Annotated in this window: 13 protein-coding genes; 12 read left to right on the top strand and 1 reads right to left on the bottom strand. The window is 71.9% G+C overall.

Translation table 11 applies throughout. From position 1 onward, the window contains the following. Positions 1-83: 83 nt before the first annotated feature. Positions 84-1,385: an APC family permease gene (locus Apa02nite_RS42470; protein WP_203830146.1), complete on the bottom strand. Its 1,302-nt coding sequence runs from the start codon at positions 1,383-1,385 to the stop codon at positions 84-86. 70 nt (positions 1,386-1,455) lie between these two features. Here Apa02nite_RS42470 and Apa02nite_RS42475 point away from each other — a divergent pair, with 70 nt between their 5' ends. The 12 genes from Apa02nite_RS42475 to cysD all read left to right on the top strand — a co-directional run bounded on the left by Apa02nite_RS42475 (position 1,456) and on the right by cysD (position 16,254). Further along, positions 1,456-2,427: a helix-turn-helix domain-containing protein gene (locus Apa02nite_RS42475; protein WP_203830147.1), complete on the top strand. Its 972-nt coding sequence runs from the start codon at positions 1,456-1,458 to the stop codon at positions 2,425-2,427. Positions 2,428-3,058: 631 nt separating this feature from the next. Beyond that, the gene (locus tag Apa02nite_RS42480) at positions 3,059-4,189 is read left to right on the top strand and encodes a Glu/Leu/Phe/Val family dehydrogenase (protein WP_203830148.1); all 1,131 of its coding nucleotides are present in this window, start codon (positions 3,059-3,061) and stop codon (positions 4,187-4,189) included. Beyond that, the gene (locus Apa02nite_RS42485; protein ID WP_203830149.1) at positions 4,186-5,163 is read left to right on the top strand and encodes an NAD(P)-dependent oxidoreductase; all 978 of its coding nucleotides are present in this window, start codon (positions 4,186-4,188) and stop codon (positions 5,161-5,163) included. Before Apa02nite_RS42480 ends, Apa02nite_RS42485 begins: the two co-directional genes overlap by 4 nt. Further along, positions 5,160-6,305 carry a sulfotransferase family protein gene (locus tag Apa02nite_RS42490; protein ID WP_203830150.1) on the top strand — a complete coding sequence of 382 codons (1,146 nt, stop codon included), beginning with the start codon at positions 5,160-5,162 and terminating at the stop codon, positions 6,303-6,305. Before Apa02nite_RS42485 ends, Apa02nite_RS42490 begins: the two co-directional genes overlap by 4 nt. 33 nt (positions 6,306-6,338) lie before the next feature. After that, positions 6,339-7,544, top strand: a complete 1,206-nt coding sequence (locus Apa02nite_RS42495) for an ABC transporter substrate-binding protein (protein ID WP_203830151.1) — start codon at positions 6,339-6,341, stop codon at positions 7,542-7,544. Next, positions 7,541-9,262, top strand: a complete 1,722-nt coding sequence (locus Apa02nite_RS42500; RefSeq protein ID WP_275412890.1) for a thiamine pyrophosphate-dependent enzyme — start codon at positions 7,541-7,543, stop codon at positions 9,260-9,262. The genes Apa02nite_RS42495 and Apa02nite_RS42500 overlap by 4 nt, the downstream gene beginning before the upstream one ends. Continuing rightward, complete coding sequence (locus tag Apa02nite_RS42505; protein WP_203830152.1) at positions 9,262-10,653, top strand: FAD-binding oxidoreductase; 1,392 nt, start codon at positions 9,262-9,264, stop codon at positions 10,651-10,653. Before Apa02nite_RS42500 ends, Apa02nite_RS42505 begins: the two co-directional genes overlap by 1 nt. Positions 10,654-10,661: 8 nt before the next feature. Further along, positions 10,662-11,819, top strand: a complete 1,158-nt coding sequence (locus tag Apa02nite_RS42510; RefSeq protein ID WP_239164948.1) for a pyridoxal phosphate-dependent aminotransferase — start codon at positions 10,662-10,664, stop codon at positions 11,817-11,819. Then, positions 11,806-12,576: an SDR family NAD(P)-dependent oxidoreductase gene (locus Apa02nite_RS42515; protein WP_203830153.1), complete on the top strand. Its 771-nt coding sequence runs from the start codon at positions 11,806-11,808 to the stop codon at positions 12,574-12,576. The genes Apa02nite_RS42510 and Apa02nite_RS42515 overlap by 14 nt, the downstream gene beginning before the upstream one ends. Further along, positions 12,573-13,976, top strand: a complete 1,404-nt coding sequence (locus Apa02nite_RS42520) for a cation:proton antiporter domain-containing protein (RefSeq protein ID WP_203830154.1) — start codon at positions 12,573-12,575, stop codon at positions 13,974-13,976. Before Apa02nite_RS42515 ends, Apa02nite_RS42520 begins: the two co-directional genes overlap by 4 nt. A gap of 5 nt (positions 13,977-13,981) precedes the next feature. Beyond that, positions 13,982-15,352 (top strand): cystathionine beta-synthase, encoded by a 1,371-nt coding sequence (locus tag Apa02nite_RS42525; RefSeq protein WP_067705795.1) that lies wholly within the window; start codon positions 13,982-13,984, stop codon positions 15,350-15,352. Further along, the gene (gene cysD, locus Apa02nite_RS42530) at positions 15,349-16,254 is read left to right on the top strand and encodes a sulfate adenylyltransferase subunit CysD (protein WP_203830155.1); all 906 of its coding nucleotides are present in this window, start codon (positions 15,349-15,351) and stop codon (positions 16,252-16,254) included. The genes Apa02nite_RS42525 and cysD overlap by 4 nt, the downstream gene beginning before the upstream one ends. Positions 16,255-16,256 lie beyond the last annotated feature (2 nt).

Genomic DNA, 16,256 nt, shown 5'->3' on the forward strand with positions numbered 1-16,256 from the left:
GTCGACACTGCCCGCCGTCGCGAACCGCAACAGATCCATGTTCCGCGCGACAGCGGCGTCCGGCTCCAGAATCGCCTGGCTCATCAGAATGCCGATCTGCTGGTGCGGGCCGATCGGCGCAGATAGAGCATGCACCCTATTGCCAGCAGGGCCGGCCACAGCAAATATCGGCCGGTGGTGCCGAGCAGCAATACCGAGGCGATCAGTGAGATGATCGCCGCCGCTCGGCCCCAGGAACGGTGCGGAAGAAGCCGAACCGCCGCCGCGGAACCCAGCACATACACTGTCACAAATGCGCCAGTGGTGAGCAGCACCAGGGGTTCCGGATCCGCGTCGCCGAATATCACGACCGCGGACAATGCGGTCGCGGCGAATGCGGCAACGATCAGCACGCTGCGCACCGGTACACCGCCCGACTCGCTGCCGGGCGCGAGCCAGCGCGGCAACGCGGCGTCGCGGCCCAGCGCGGCGCCGAGTTTGGCGGCGCTCGCCTGATAGGTGTTCATCACCCCGAGCGTGAGCAGCAGCGCGACCACGGTGCCCAGCACGCCACCGGCCCTGCCGATGCCGATGCTGAGCAGGTCGGCCAGCGGCGCGTTCGAGTCACCGGCGGCGGCGCCCAGCACCAGGATGCTGGCTCCGGCCACGGCCAGGTAGAGCACCCCGATGATCACCACGGCTGCGGCGGTGGTGCGGGGGATGTCGCGGTGCGGGCGGCGGAAGTCGGCGGACAGGTGTGTCATCGCCTCCCAGCCGGAGAAGCTCCACACCAGCAGGGCCGCCGCACTTCCGACGGCCGCCCAGCCGTGCGGGGCGAACGGCTGCAGGTTGTCGAGCCGGGCGTGTGGCAGCGACGAGCCGGCCGCCAGCAACAGCAGCAGCGCCAGCACGACCGCCAGGCCGAGGGCCAGCCGGCCGGAGACCCGCAGGCCGAACACGTTGGCCAGGGTGACCGACGCGATCAGCGCCACCGCCACCAGCACCGTCGTGGTGGTGCCGCCGTCGACGGCGTCGGCGACGTAGGCGCCGCCGAACAGCGCCGCGGCGGCCATCGCCGGGGGCACCGTCAGGTAGAAGCACCAGCCGACGAGCCCGGCCCAGTGCGCGCCGAACGCCCGCCGGACGTAGGTCGAGACGCCGCCGGAGTCGGGATAGCGCGAACCCAGGGCGGCGAACGTGGCCGCCAGCGGAATGGACATCACGATCAGGCCGAGCCAGGCGAGCAGCGACGCGGGCCCGGCGGCGCGGGCCGCCATGGCCGGCAGGGCGATCGCCCCGGTGCCCAGGACCGCGCCGACGTACAAGGCGGTGCCTTGAACGAACGTGAGTCCGCGTTCGGACGTCAGCACGCCGTCGTCGGTGTTCTCGGACACGGTGGAAGCCATGCACCAAGATTCGTCAGAACGGCATCGGGCCACCAGCTGAGTGACTGCCAAAACACGCTAGGTTTTTGCCATGCCTGCCCACATCGTGGTGATGCCACTGACCGACCGGCTGCCGATCTTCGAGTTGGCGGTGCCCTGCGAGGTCTTCGGCATCGACCGCGCCGACCTCGTCGACCCCTGGTACGACCTGCGGTTCTGCGCCAGTGAGCCGGGCACGCTGGGCACCTCGTCCGGCCCGGGCATCCAGGTGCCGTACGACCTCAGCGCGATGGACGAGGCGGACACCATCATCCTGCCGGCGTGCTCGCGGCCGACGCAGCTGAACCCGCCGGCCGACCTGATCGCGGCACTGCAGCGGGCCCACCGGCGCGGCGCCCGGATGGTGTCGATCTGTACCGGGGCGTACCTGCTGGCCGCCGCCGGGCTGCTCGACGGCCGGCGGGCGACCACGCACTGGATGAACGTGGTGGACTTCGCGCACCGGTATCCCGAGGTCAAGGTGGACGGCGGGGTGTTGTTCGTGGACGAGGGCGACATCCTGACGTCGGCGGGCACCGGCGCCGCCGTGGACGTCTGCCTGCACGTGGTGGCGTCGGACCACGGCACCGCGGTGGCGCACGCGGTCGCCCGCCGGATGGTCGTCCCGCCGCACCGCGACGGGTCGCAGGCGCAGTTCGTCGAACCACCCACCGGCCTGTCGCGCGCCGACGAGCTGGCCCCGGTCCTGCAGTGGGCCCGGCAGAACCTGGCAGCACCACTCACCGTGGCCGACTTGGCGCGCCGGGCGAACATGAGCCAGCGCACGTTCGCCCGCCGATTCCAGGAGATCACCGGGGTGAGCCCGTTGCGCTGGGTGCTGCAGCAGCGGATCCGATGTGCACAGGAGCTGCTGGAGACGACGGACGAATCGGTCGAAAAAGTGGCACAGCAGGCCGGATTCGGCTCGGCGGCCGCGCTGCGGCTGCATTTCCAGCGGGCGGTCGCCGTGCCGCCGCAGACCTACCGGCACGTCTTCCGGACGAGCCGGCAGCGCGCGCTCTGACCGACACGACTTCGCCCAAAAACTACTGAACGTAGTTGCCCCTCGCGGGCCATCCGGGCCGTTGATTGTGGTTCGGCGACCCTGACGACCGATTCGAACGCGTTATCGATTCACGTCATAAGCCGGGCCGGTAACCCAGGCTTAACCTGGATCACCGGCTTCGGTAGCCACTCGGCCACTGAGGGTGATCCGCCGCCGGACCGCAGCTACGCCGAGCCGCACGGGCCGCGCCGCCGCCCCCGCCGCAGCCGCCCGACCGGCCGCCGTCACCGCGCGCACGGATCATCGCGTTTACTTTTCCGAAATCATCGACGCATGCGAAATATAGTCCTAGTGTCCACATAGGAAAGCAAGATTTTGACACTTCTACACTCCGTCAGAATTTCGCTTCCCGGCAGCATGATCACGATTCTGCCGAGGTCCGGGCCGGTTGCAGCAAGACATCGACCATGCTTAACTCGTCTCGGCGCGGCGAGCGTTTCGCAGGAGCGAATAATGGCGACGACAATGCGATCCACGTTGCTATTACACCGACTTCACCCCCGCCATTCGACAGATCCTGTGTAGGTTCTTGCCGGCCGACCGCCGGTGCAGGAACACGTCTTCGTCTACCGGAGGAATCGTCATGGGCATGGAAGTGCGAATCCAGGTAAGCGACCCCGAATCGGAATTCCGCGGGTTCGTCGTGGTCAACGACTTCGTCGACGGGCGGGCCATGGGCGGCACCCGGATGACCCCCCAGGTCGACCTGCAGGAGGTGGCCGGGCTCGCCGAGGCGATGACGCTGAAGCTGGCCCTCGCCGGGCTGCCGATCGGCGGCGCCAAGGCCGGCATCGTCTGCGGGCTGCCGTCCGGCCCGGAACGCGACCGTCAGCTCACCGCGTTCGGCCAGGCCGTCGCGCCGCTGCTGCGCAACGGCGTCTACCTCGGCTGCGACCAGGGCATCTCCTACCGCGACCGGGACTACTTCTTCGAGGCCGCGCACTTCGACATGCAACGCGACAGCCCGGTGGACCTGCCGTGCAGCTGGAGCGAGCTCTGGGACAAGTGCCACGAGATCACCGGGTTCGGCGTGTGCGAGGCGGTGACCGCCGCCGCGGAGCAGCTCGGGCTGGACGCGGTCTGCCGTACCGTCGCCATTCAGGGTTTCGGCACCGTCGGCCGGGCCGTCGCGACCGGGTTGCGCGGCCGCGGCTTCACGGTGGTCGCCGTCGCCGACCGGCACGGCACGATCGCCGACCCCGGCGGGCTCGACGTGGACGCGCTGCTGCGGGCCACCGACGAGTACGGCACGATCGACCGCGGCGCCATCAGCCCCGGCGTGACCTGCGCGGACACCGCGGACGCCTGGCTGGACGTCGCCGCCGACGTCCTGGTCCTCGCGGCCGGCGGCGACGCGATCACGACGGACAACGTCGACCGGGTACGGGCCGCCATCGTGGTCGAGGGCGGCAACCTGGCCTGCACTCCCCCGGCCTGCGACGTGCTGGCGCTGCGCGGCGTCCCGGTGCTGCCCGGCATCGTGGTCAACTGCGGCGGCGCCGCCGTCACCGGGCTGCTGCTGCTCGGCGCCGCGCCGGTCGGCGCCAGTGTCGAGGAGCTCGTCGACTGGCTGTTCGCCCAGGTCGGCGACCGGGTCCGCGGCAACATCACCGAGCTGCTCGACCGCGCGGCGGTGCAGACCCGGCCGCTCTACCGGATCGCCGACGACCTGGCCCGCGAGCGCCTCGCCGACCGGGAGCGGAAGCTGATCCCGGCATGACGGACACGCTCCGGGTCTGCGTCTATCACCCCACCATGGGTACGGTCCTGGCCGCGCAGGTCCGCGCCGCCCACCCTGACGTCCGCGTCGACGTCGTGGCGAACACCGCGATCGACCCGCCGGATCCGCAGCTGATCGACGTGCTGGTGGCGAACACGTTCCCGGCCGGGCTGCTGGCCCGATGCTCCCGGCTGCGGTGGCTGCACCTGACCGGCACCGGCACCGACCACGTGGCCGGCGGCGCGCCCCGCCCGTCGCTGCAGGTGTCCACGTCGGCCCGGGTGCCGGCCGTGCCGGTGGCCGAGTTCGCGCTGATGGGCCTGCTGGCGCTGGCCAAGGACGCGGTCACGCTGGTGGACAGCCAGCGCGAACGGCGGTGGCGGATGCCCGACGCCCAGCTGGTCGCCGGGTCCCGCCTGCTGCTGCTCGGGCTCGGCCGGATCGGCACCGAGATCGCCCGGCGGGCCGCCGCGTTCGGGATCACCGTCGCCGCGGTGACCCGCCAGGGCCGGCCCTCGCCACTGGCCGGGCGGACCCTGCCGTCGCACCGGCTGGCCGAGGCCGCCGCCCAGGCCGATCACCTGATCGTGGCGGCGCCGTCGACACCGCAGACGCGGGGCCTGGTCGACGCGACGGTCCTGGACGCGCTGCCGCGGCACGGCTGCGTCATCAACGTCGGCCGGGCCGACGTGCTCGACACAGCGGCGCTGGTGCGGCGGCTGCGCGACGGCCGGCTGCGCGCGGCGATGCTGGACGTGCACGCCCAGGAGCCGTTGTACCACCACGACGAGCTGTGGGACGTACCGAATCTCTGGATCACCCCGCACTGCGCCTTCCGTTTCGCGGACGAGGAACGCCGGGTGGGCGAGGTGTTCCTGGAGAACCTGGCCGACTTCCGGGCCGCGCTGCCGCTGCGCGACCAGGTGTACCCGGGTTTGCGGAGCCCCAGCGCCAACGGTCTGGTGACGGCGTGACCGGCACCCTGGAGCTGACCGCCGGCTCGGTGGTCAGCGAGGCGGCGCACCGGGCCGGCGTCGACCCGGAGCGGTTCCGGTTCCGTGACGCGCTCGACCGGCTGACCGACTCCCTCGCGCGGGAGGGCCGGCTCACTCCGGACGGCGCGCGGACGGTGCGGGCCACGCTGGTCGCCACGCTCGAACAGCAGATCACCCTGGACCGGCTGATCGAACGGCACCCGGAGATCCTCGCGACGCCGGTCCCGCGACCGATCGTGATCACCGGACTGCTGCGCACCGGCACCACCCTCGTGCACAACCTGCTCGCCCAGCACCCCGGCCTGCGGGTGCCCGCGCTGTGGGAGCTGATGAACCCGGCCACCGAACGTCAGGACCAGCAGGGGTACGAGGCGCTGGCCGACCGCGCCCAGCACTACGTCGACGAATACAACAAGGTCGCCCCCGAGCTGCCCCGGATCCACTTCCTCGACGCACGCCGCCCGGACGAGTGCCAGCGGCTGATCGGCACCACGTTCGCCAGCATGGTCTACGAGATGCGCTACCGGGTGCCCAGCTACGGCGCCTGGCTGCGCGACAAGGACATGGTCGAGGAGTACCGCTATCACCGGCGGCAGGTGCAGGCCATGCTCTGGCGGATCCCGGGCGCGCCGGTGGTGCTCAAGTGCCCGTTCCACCTGTGGTCGCTGACCGCGCTGGCGGCGGTCTACCCGGACGCCCGGGTGATCCACATGCATCGGGACCCGGCCGAGACCGTGCCGTCGACCGCCAGCCTGTGCTCGGTCATCCGCCGGGCCCGCAGCGAACGCGTCGACCGCACCGAGATCGGCCACCAGTGGCTGCACCGGATCGAACCGATCATGACCGATGTGGAGGAGACCCGCCGCGCCCTGCCCGCCGGTCAGGTCCTCGACGTCCGCTACCGGGACCTGGTCCGCGACCCGGTCGCGCAGATCGCGCGGATCTGCGCGTTCGCCGGGGTGCCGATGACCGCGGCCGCCACCGCCGGCGCCCAGGCGTATCTGGCCGCCAACAGCGCGACCCGGCACGGCCGGCACGACTACCACCCGGCGCAGTTCGGTCTCGACGCCGCCGACCTGTCCCGGCGGTTCACCGCCTACCGCGAGACCTTCGGCTGCTGAGGCCCCGCTCCACCGATCCTCAAGGAGAGTTGCATGTCGACACCGGACACGAACGAGTCTCGCGCCCGCGCGCTGGTCGATGCCGTCAACGCCGCCGCCGGCGCCGGGTCCGCGCCGGTGGGTGTGCTGACCCCGCTGACCGGGCCGGGTGACCCGGTCGCGGGTGAGCTCATCGTGCGCGGCGCCTGCCTGGGCGTGGAGTACCTGCGCGCGAACGGCATCGCCGACCTCACCCTCGTGGTGCAGAACGACCAGTACTCCGCCGCCGAGGAGGGGATGCAGCGCTCCGCCGTCGCCGGGCTCGCGAAGCTGGCGATGGTGGACGAGGTGGTCGCGGTCGTCGGCCAGTGGCACCTGCGCACCGCCGAGCACGTGACGAAGACCGCCGAGCTGCTCGGCGTGCCGATCTTCGTGGAGAACGGGCACAACACCATCACCGCGCGGCAGCGCCGGACGCTGTTCCGGACGTACTTCAGCATCGCCGACCGCGTACCCATGATCGTCGATTTTCTCGCCGAGCAGAAGCTGACCCGGCTCGGCATCATCGCCCCCGACACCGTCTTCGGCGCGACGATGGCCGGCACGCTGCAGGCGGTGGCCACGGCGGCCGGGTTCGAGATCCTGCGGCTCGACTTCCCGCAGGAGACCACCACGGACGTCCGCGACGAGCTGCGGCAGATCAAGGCGTTCCAGCCCGACGTGCTGATCAACTGCGGGGTGGTGCGCACCAACTACATGGTGATCGAGCAGGCCACCGAGCTCGGGATCCTGCCGGACACCCAGATGCTGGTGATGTTCCCGTTCCCGATGCGCTCGGAGGACTACTGGAAGCTCGCCGGTGCGGCGGGCAACCACGTGGTGTGGCCGGCGACCGCCTACCGCCCGTCGTGGCAGGGGCTGACCCCGATCGGTCAGTGGTTCACCCAGGCGTACCTGGACGCGTACGGCTCGTTCCCGCCGGACAACGCCCTGAACGCGTTCACCGACATCACCGTCATCGGTCAGGCCCTGGCGTCCTCCGCGGCCGCCGAGCCGGAGGCGCTGGTGCAGTCGCTGGAGCACGGCACCTTCGACACCTGGCGCGGCCCGGTCTCTTTCGAGCGTGGCCCCGAGCACTGGCACCACAGCCCGCCGCAGTTCATGTTGATGCAGTACCAGCAGGTCGGTCAGGGCTTCGACGACGCCACGGTGATCTACCCCGAGGACGTACGCACCGGCGACTACGTGGGACCGCGGTGACGACCACGGCGCACACCGCGGCGCGGACGGTGGCCGAGACCGGGACCGCCGCCCAGTCGATGGTGACCGCGCTGGTCGCGCACGGCGTGGACCGGGTGTTCTGCGTGGCCGGGGAGAGCTACCTGGCACTGCTCGACGCCCTGGCCGGTGAGCCGGCGCTGGACGTGGTCACCAGCCGGCACGAGGGGTCGGCCGGGTTCGCCGCGCTGGCCGACGCGAAACTCACCCGCCGCGCCGGTGTGCTGCTGGTCAACCGGGGGCCGGGCGCGATGAACGCGGCCATCGCGCTGCACTCGGCCCGGCAGGACGGCACCCCACTCGTGCTGATCGTCGGCCAGGTGCGCCGTTCCGAGATCGGACGGTCCGCGTTCCAGGAGATGGACTACCACACCACGTTCGCCGACTGCGCGAAACGGGTCTGGACCGCGCACGACCCGGGACGGCTCGCCGAGCTGGTCACCCGGGCGCTGCGGGTCGCCGAGTCGGGCACCCCCGGGCCGGCCGTCATCGTCGTACCGGAGGATTTGTTCGGCGAACCTGTCGCCGCCGCGACCGGGGGCCGGGTGCGGCGGGCGACCATCGGCCGCGCCGACCCGGACGACGTCGCGCGGGCCGCCGCGATGCTCGCCGCGGCCCAGCGACCGCTTCTGATCGTCGGAGACCGGCTCGGTGACGAGCGCGGCCGGCAGGCCCTGGCCCACGCCGCGGACACCCTCGGCGTGCCGGTGCTGACCAGCAACAAGCGCCAGGACCTGCTGCCCGGCGACCACCCGGCATACGTGGGACACCTGACCATCGCCACCCAGCCGCAGCGCCGCGCCGCGCTGGCCGGCGCCGACCTGATCATCGCGGTCGGCACCCGGCTCGACGCGACGACGACACAGACACACACCCTGCCCGGCCCGCGGCAGCCGCTGATCCACGTCTATCCGGACGCGCAGTGGCTCGGCCACGTGCACCCGCCCGAGCTGGGCCTCGACGCGGATCCCGCCGCGTTCCTCGACGACCTGTGCGCGGCCGCGCCGCCGCGCCGGCCCGGCGGGGACGGCTGGACCCGGTCGCTGCGGGCCCTCGAGGCCGACGCCGGCGCCTGGCACCCGACGACCGCGGCCGACGGCGTGGTCTTCGGCGCGGTGGCCGCGGCCATCGACCAGACCGCCGCACCGGACGCGGTGTTCACCGTGGACGCCGGCAACTTCACCAGCTGGGTGCACCGCTACCTGCCGACGACCGGATGCCGCCGGATGCTCGGTACCTCGGCCAGCGCCATGGGCTTCGGGGTGCCCGCCGGGGTCGCCGCGGCCCTGCGGCACCCCGGCCGCCAGGTGTACGCGTTCGTCGGCGACGGCGGGTTCCTGATGACCGGCACCGAGCTGGCCACCGCCGTGCACCGGCGCTGCCGGCTGATCATCGTGATCGCGGACAACAGCAGTTACGGCACCATCCGCCAGCACCAGGAACGCTCGTACCCCGGCCGGGTCATCGCCACCGACCTGGTCAACCCGGACTTCGCGGCGATGGCATGGGCGTTCGGCGCCACCGGCCTGTCGGTGAACTGCGCGGAGCAGATCGAACCGGCCCTGCAGGTCGCGCTGAACTGCACCGGCCCCGTGGTGATCCACGTGCGGACCAGCCTGGAGTGGATCTCGGCCTTCCAGCACCTGCCCGGGCTCGGCAGCCCGGCAGCAACACCGCCGACCGAAGGGACCCACCACTGATGACCCTGTCGAAGGAACTGGCGGAGATCGTCGGCGCGGAGCACTGCCTGACCGGAACCGACATCGGCGCGCGCTACGCGCAGGACCTGTGGGGCAGCGACCGCAAGGGCGACCCGCAACTCGTGGTCCGGCCCGGCGGCACCGCCGAGGTCGCGGCGATCCTGCGGCTGTGCCACGAGCGCGGCGTGCCGGTCGTGCCGCAGGGTGGCATGACCGGGCTGGTCTCCGGTGGTGTGCCCGGCGCCGACGAGGTGGTGCTGTCGCTGGAGCGGATGAACCGGGTCGAGGAGCTGGACCGCAGCACCCGGACGATGACCGTGCAGGCCGGCTGCACCCTGGCCGCCGTGCAGGACCTCGCGGCCGAGCAGGACCTGATGTTCCCGCTGGACGTGGCGCCGCGCACGGCCGCCACCATCGGCGGGGCGATCGCCACCAACGCCGGCGGGCTGCGGGTGCTGCTCTACGGCATGATGCGCGAGCTGGTGCTGGGCCTCGAGGTGGTGCTGGCCGACGGCACGATCGTCAACGGCCTGCACAAGCTGGTGAAGAACAACGCCGGTCACGACCTGAAACAGCTGTTCATCGGCACCGAGGGCACGCTGGGGGTGGTCACCCGGGCGACGCTGCGGCTGCGCCCGGCCCCGCAGTGCCGATTCGCCGCGATGTGCGGGGTGGCCGACCTCGACGCGGCTCTGGACCTGCTGCACCGGTTGCAGGCCGCGCTGCCCGGCATGGTCAGCGCGTTCGAGGCGGTCTGGGACGACGCGTACGAGGTACTGCTCCCGGTCCGTGACGAGATCACCCTGCCGCTGCAGAAGGTGCACCCGATCGCCGTGCTGATCGAGGTGTCCGGTGTCGACGCCGGCAAGGACCTGGACCGGCTCCACCGCGCGCTCGACGACTGCGCCGACATCGTCGAGGAGTCCACCGTCGCGGCCACGGCCGAGCAGGTCGGGCTGCTGTGGCAGGCCCGCGAGCGGATCCCCAAAGAGATCCTGCAGATGCAGCCGCTGTTCGGCTTCGACATCAGCCTGCCCGCCGGTCTGCTCGAGTCCTACCTCGCCGAGGTCCGCGAGGAGCTGCGCGGTCACTGGCCCGCCGTGAAGCTGCTGGTGTTCGGCCACCTCGGCGACGGCAACGTGCACATCGCCGTGGTCACCGGCGAGCAGACCCGCGACCGCAAAGCCGTCGTCGAGCACATCATCTACCGCGCGGTGCGCCGGCACGGCGGCTCCATCTCGGCCGAGCACGGCATCGGCTTCGAGAAACGGCCGTACCTGCACTATTCGCGGACCGCCGAGGAGATCACCCTGATGCGGTTGCTGAAGCAGACCCTCGACCCGCGGGGAATCCTGAGCCCCGGCCGGATCCTCGACGAGGCATCACAGTGAACGGGCCGTTGCGCCCCTCCTTGCAGACCCTGGGCACGTCGGTGTTCACCCGGCTCACGCAGCTGGCCAACCAGCACGGCGCGATCAACCTGGCGCAGGGCTTCCCGGACTTCGACCCGCCGGCGGCGCTGCTCGACGCGGCCGACAACGCGATGCGGCACCAGTTCAACCAGTACGCGCCCAGCCCCGGCCTGCCCGCGCTGCGCTCCGCGATCGCCGAGCACTCGCGGCGGCGGTACGGCGTCGACTACGACCCGGACACCGAGGTCACCGTCACGGTCGGGGCCACCGAGGGGATCTGGGCCGCGGTGACCGCGCTGATCTCCCCCGGCGACGAGGCCATCGTCGTCGAGCCGTTCTACGAGACCTATCCGGCCGTCGTCGCCGCGGCCGGCGGGGTGGTGCGCTACGTGCCGACCACGTTCCCGGACTTCCGGCTGGACCTGGACCGGCTGGCCGCCGCGTTCACCTCCCGCACCCGCCTGGTGTTCCTCAACAGCCCGAACAACCCCGGTGGCGCCCTGCTCACCGCCGAGGAGTTCGCCGCGGTGGCCGCGCTCGCCGACCGGTACGACGCCTACCTGCTGTGCGACGAAACCTACGAACACCTGGTCTACGACGCCGCTGTTCACCTGCGGGCCTCCGCGGTGCCGGGATGCCGCGATCGTACGATGGTGGTCTCGTCGGCCTCGAAGACCTTCAGCGTCACCGGCTGGCGGGTCGGGTGGGTGCTGGCCCCGCCACCGCTGACCGACGCGGTCCGCCGAGTCCACCAGTTCATCACGTTCGCCGCGCCCACCCCGTTGCAGCAGGCCGTCGCCACCGCGCTGTCCACCGGAGCCGGCAGCGGCTACTTCGACGCGTTGCGGGCGGAGTACACCGAGCGGCGCGACGTGCTGATCGACTACCTGGACCGGGCCGGGTTGCCGGCGGCCCGCCCGGCCGGCGCGTTCTTCGTGATGGCGCGCTGCCCGGACGACGACGAGCGCTGGGTGACCGAGCTGATCCGCGGCGCGGGCGTGGCCGCCATCCCCGGATCCGCGTTCTACCACGACCGCAGCGGCGGGCGGGACCTGGTGCGTTTCGCGTTCTGCAAACAGCTGTCCACCCTGCACGCCGCCGGTGCGCGACTGATGGGCAAGGAGGACACCGATGCGACTGACTGACCGGGTGGCCGTGGTGACCGGCGGCACCAGCGGTATCGGCCGCGCCGTGGCCCAGCGTCTGCTCGACGAGGGCGCCGCGGCCGTGGTGATCACCGGACGGGACGCGCGGCGCGGCGCCGAGGTGGCCGACCAGCTCGGCAAACACGCGCACTTCCGGGCCCAGGACGTCGTACGGGAGGAACAGTGGCCGGCACTGCTCGACGAGGTGATCGGCCGCTTCGGCCGGCTGGACATCCTGGTCAACAACGCCGGCTCGTCCGGCGGTGACGAGCCGCAGGATCCGGCGGGCACCACGCTGCCGCACTGGCGGACGATCATGGCGGACAACCTCGACAGCGTCTTCCTCGGCTGCCGGGCGGCGGTGGCGGTGATGGGCCGCGCCACCCCCGGCTCGATCGTCAACATGTCGTCGACGGCGGCCCTGATGTCCACCCCGCGCTTCGTGGCCTACGGGGCGGCGAAGGCCGCGGTGACCCACCTGACCAGGTCGGTGGCGGTGCACTGCGCCCGCACCGGGCTCACCCTGCGCTGCAACTCGGTGCACCCCGCGATGATCGACACGGAGCTGGGCGCGTCGCTGCTGCAGCAGTTCGACGCCGACCCGCAGCGCGCCCGGGACGGCTACCTGACCCGGGTCCCGCTCGGCGAGCTGGGCCGGCCCGAGGACGTCGCGGGCGCGGTGGCCTACCTGGCCAGCGACGACTCCCGCTACGTCACCGGCACCCAGCTGGTCGTCTCCGGCGGGCTGGGCGCATGAGCCGGCCGCCGGGATCGGTACGCCTCGCGCTGGTCTATCTGGCCACCGCGGTGCTGCCCGCCGCGCTCGCGATCGGCCTGATCGTGCTGCTGGCGCACACCGGCGGCGACGGGCGCACCGCCGCCACGAGCGGTGGACTGGTGCTCTACCACCTGCTGCTGGCCGTCGCCGCGGCGGTCGCGGCCGCGGCGCTCGGCGGGGCGCTGGCCCGCAAAATCGGTCAGCCGGCGGTCATCGGTGAGCTCGCCGCCGGGTTGGCGCTGGGCCCGTCCGTGCTGGGCGCGCTGCAACCGTCGGTCCAGCACTGGCTGTTCCCGGCGTCGATCCTGCCGTACCTCTCGGCGCTCGCCCAGATCGGCGTCATCCTGTTCATGTTCCTGGTCGGCTGCGAGATGGACTGGCGGCTGGTGCGCAGCAGCGGGGCGCGCAGCGTCGTGGTCGGGCACGCCTCGATCGCCGTGCCGTTCGTGATCGGCATCCTGTTCGCCGCCGCCCTCCCGGACCGGTTCCAGCCGGCCGGGATCGGCGACGGCGCCTTCCTGATCTTCGTGGGGCTGTGCCTGTCGATCAGCGCGTTCCCGGTGCTGGCCCGGATCCTCACCGAGCAGAACCTGCTGCGCACCCCGGTCGGCACGGCCGGGATCGCGGCCGCCGGCATCGGCGACGTCACCGCGTGGTGCCTGCTGGTGGCCGTGGTCGCCTACATCCGCGGCACGTCGGTGTGGGCCGCGGCCTGGACGGTGCTGCTCGTCGCGGTGGTCACCGCGGTGCTGGCCGGCGTCGTCCGCCCGCTGCTGGCCCGGGCGGCCGCCCGCAGCGAGTCCGACAGCGGCCGGCGGGCCGCGCTGTTCGGTCTGTTCACCTTCGTCATCCTGGTCTCGGCCGCGGTCACCGACCTGATCGGCGCGCACGCCATCTTCGGCGCGTTCCTCGCCGGGCTGATCATGCCGCGCGGGTCGTCGGCGACCCGGGAGCTGACCACCAAGCTCGAAGGCGTCGCGCTCTGGGTGCTGCTGCCGCTGTTCTTCGTGGTCTTCGGCCTGCAGCTCGACCTGGGCGCGCTGGACCTGGCCGGCGGATGGCTGATCCTGGTGGCCCTGGTGCTGATCGCCGTGGTCGCCAAGGTCGGCGGGACCGCGGTGGCCGCGCTGGCCACCGGCTCCGGGCCGCGCGACGGGCTGGCGCTCGGGCTGATGATGAACTGCCGCGGCCTCACCGAACTGATCGTGCTGAGCATCGGCCTGCAGCTCGGCGTGCTGAACCCGCTGTTGTTCGCGATGTTCGTGGTCATGGCCCTGGTCACCACGGCCATGACCGGTCCGCTGCTGCGCCGCGTCCTGCGCCGGCCGGCACCCGTTCCCGTGCCCCGCTTGGAACCCGCCACCTCCGAAGACAGGTGATCACCGTGCAATTCCACACGTCGGTCCTGGACCTCATCGGCAACACTCCCCTGATCCAGCTCTGCTCGGTCACCGAGCCGGGCGGGCCGCTGGTGCTGGCCAAGGTGGAGTACTTCAATCCCGGCGGGTCGGTCAAGGACCGCATCGCCCCCACGCTGATCCAGGCCGCCGAGGACGCCGGCGAGTTGAAACCGGGCGGCACCATCATCGAGCCGACCAGCGGCAACACCGGTGTCGGCCTGGCGCTGGTCGCGCAGCGCCGCGGCTACCACTGCATCTTCGTCTGCCCCGACAAGGTCAGCATCGACAAGATCAACGTCCTTAAGGCGTACGGGGCGGACGTCGTGACGTGCCCGACCGCGGTGCCGCCCGAGCATCCCGACTCCTACTACAGCGTCTCGGACCGGCTGGTACGGGAGATCACCGACGCGTGGAAGCCGGACCAGTACGCCAACCCGAACAACCCGCGCGCCCACTACGAGGGCACCGGACCGGAACTCTGGGAGCAGACGCAGGGCCGGATCACGCACTTCGTCGCCGGGGTCGGCACCGGCGGCACGATCAGCGGCACCGGACGGCTGCTCAAGGAACGCTCCGGCGGGCGGGTGCGGATCGTCGGCGCCGACCCGGAAGGCTCCGTCTACTCCGGTGGTGACGGGCGGCCGTACCTGGTGGAAGGGGTCGGCGAGGACTTCTGGCCGTCGGCGCTGGACCGGTCGGTGCTCGACGAGGTGATCGCGGTCAGCGACGGCGACTCGTTCGCGATGACCCGCCGGCTGGCCCGCGAGGAGGGCCTGCTGGTCGGCGGCTCGGCGGGGATGGCCGTGGTCGCCGCGCTGCGGGTGGCCGCGACCGCCGGGCCGGACGACGTGATCGTGGTGCTGCTGCCCGACGGCGGCCGGGGTTACCTGTCGAAGGTGTTCAACGACGACTGGATCTCCGCACACGGCTTCGAGGTGCCCACCGACGCGACGGTCCGGGCCGGTGACCTGTTGCGGGCCAAGGGCTCCGGCGCGCAGGACATGGTGTGGGCGTTCCCCGAGCACACCCTGAGCCAGGCCATCACGGCCATGCGCGACAGCGGGGTCTCCCAGCTGCCGGTGTTCCGGCACACCCCGCCGGTGATGGCCGCCGAGGTGGCCGGCGCCGTGCACGAGGACGAGCTCCTCACCGCGATCGTGAACGGCACCGCCGCACCGGACGACCTGGTCGCCGACCACCTCGCCGCGCCGTTGCCGATCGTCGGGTTCCGCGAGCCGATCGGCGCGGTCATCGCGGCCCTCAGCCGGGTCGGCGCGGTGCTGGTGCTCGGCGACGGCCGCCCGTGCGGCGTGCTGACCCGCCAGGACGTCCTCGGCCACCTGATCACCCGATGAGCCGCGCCCGTACCCTCTCGCACCTGGACGTTCTCGAAGCCGAGAGCATCTTCGTGATGCGGGAGGTGATGGCCGAGTTCGAACGGCCGGTGCTGCTCTTCTCCGGCGGCAAGGACTCGGTCGTGATGCTGCGCCTGGCACAGAAGGCGTTCGCGCCGGCCCGGATGCCGTTCCCGGTGCTGCACGTCGACACCGGCCACAACTTCCCGGAGGTGCTGCACTACCGCGACACCCAGGTGACCGCGCTGGGTCTGCACCTGATCGTGGCGAGCGTGCCGGAGGCGATCGACTCCGGGCTGGTGCGCGAGCTGCCGGACGGCACCCGCAACCGGCTGCAGACCCCGGTGCTGCTGAACGCGGTGGAGAAGTACCGCTTCGACGCGCTCTTCGGCGGCGCCCGCCGCGACGAGGAGAAGGCCCGGGCCAAGGAGCGGATGTTCAGCTTCCGCGACGAGTTCGGCCAGTGGGACCCGAAGAGCCAGCGCCCCGAGCTGTGGTCGCTCTACAACGGCCGGCACCACCCGGGCGAGTCGATCCGGGTGTTCCCGCTCTCCAACTGGACCGAGCTGGACGTCTGGCACTACATCGCCCGGGAGCGGATCGTGCTGCCGAGCATCTACTACGCCCACCACCGCGCCGTCGTCGAACGCGACGGGATGTTCTACGCGGTGAACGAGTTCATCGTGCCCCGCGACGGCGAGCAGGTTGCCATCCGCCGGGTGCGCTATCGCACCGTCGGCGACGCGTCGCAGACCGCCGCGGTGCTCTCCGAGGCCGACACGGTCGAGAAGGTGATCGACGAGGTCGCGGCGACCCGGGTCACCGAGCGGGGCGCCACCCGCGGCGACGACCGGGTCAGCGAGGCCGCGATGGAAGACCGCAAACGGGAAGGCTACTTCTAGCC

Origin of the sequence: Actinoplanes palleronii (assembly GCF_016862315.1) — a bacterium.
GTDB classification, from domain to species: Bacteria; Actinomycetota; Actinomycetes; order Mycobacteriales; family Micromonosporaceae; genus Actinoplanes; species Actinoplanes palleronii.

Coding starts and splice junctions, on each gene's coding strand:
- Apa02nite_RS42520 (WP_203830154.1), top strand. CDS start 12,573: ATGAGCCGGCCGCCGGGATCGGTACGCCTCGCGCTGGTCTATCTGGCC.
- Apa02nite_RS42470 (WP_203830146.1), bottom strand. CDS start 1,385: ATGGCTTCCACCGTGTCCGAGAACACCGACGACGGCGTGCTGACGTCC.
- Apa02nite_RS42495 (WP_203830151.1), top strand. CDS start 6,339: ATGTCGACACCGGACACGAACGAGTCTCGCGCCCGCGCGCTGGTCGAT.
- Apa02nite_RS42505 (WP_203830152.1), top strand. CDS start 9,262: ATGACCCTGTCGAAGGAACTGGCGGAGATCGTCGGCGCGGAGCACTGC.
- Apa02nite_RS42515 (WP_203830153.1), top strand. CDS start 11,806: ATGCGACTGACTGACCGGGTGGCCGTGGTGACCGGCGGCACCAGCGGT.
- Apa02nite_RS42475 (WP_203830147.1), top strand. CDS start 1,456: ATGCCTGCCCACATCGTGGTGATGCCACTGACCGACCGGCTGCCGATC.
- cysD (WP_203830155.1), top strand. CDS start 15,349: ATGAGCCGCGCCCGTACCCTCTCGCACCTGGACGTTCTCGAAGCCGAG.
- Apa02nite_RS42480 (WP_203830148.1), top strand. CDS start 3,059: ATGGAAGTGCGAATCCAGGTAAGCGACCCCGAATCGGAATTCCGCGGG.
- Apa02nite_RS42485 (WP_203830149.1), top strand. CDS start 4,186: ATGACGGACACGCTCCGGGTCTGCGTCTATCACCCCACCATGGGTACG.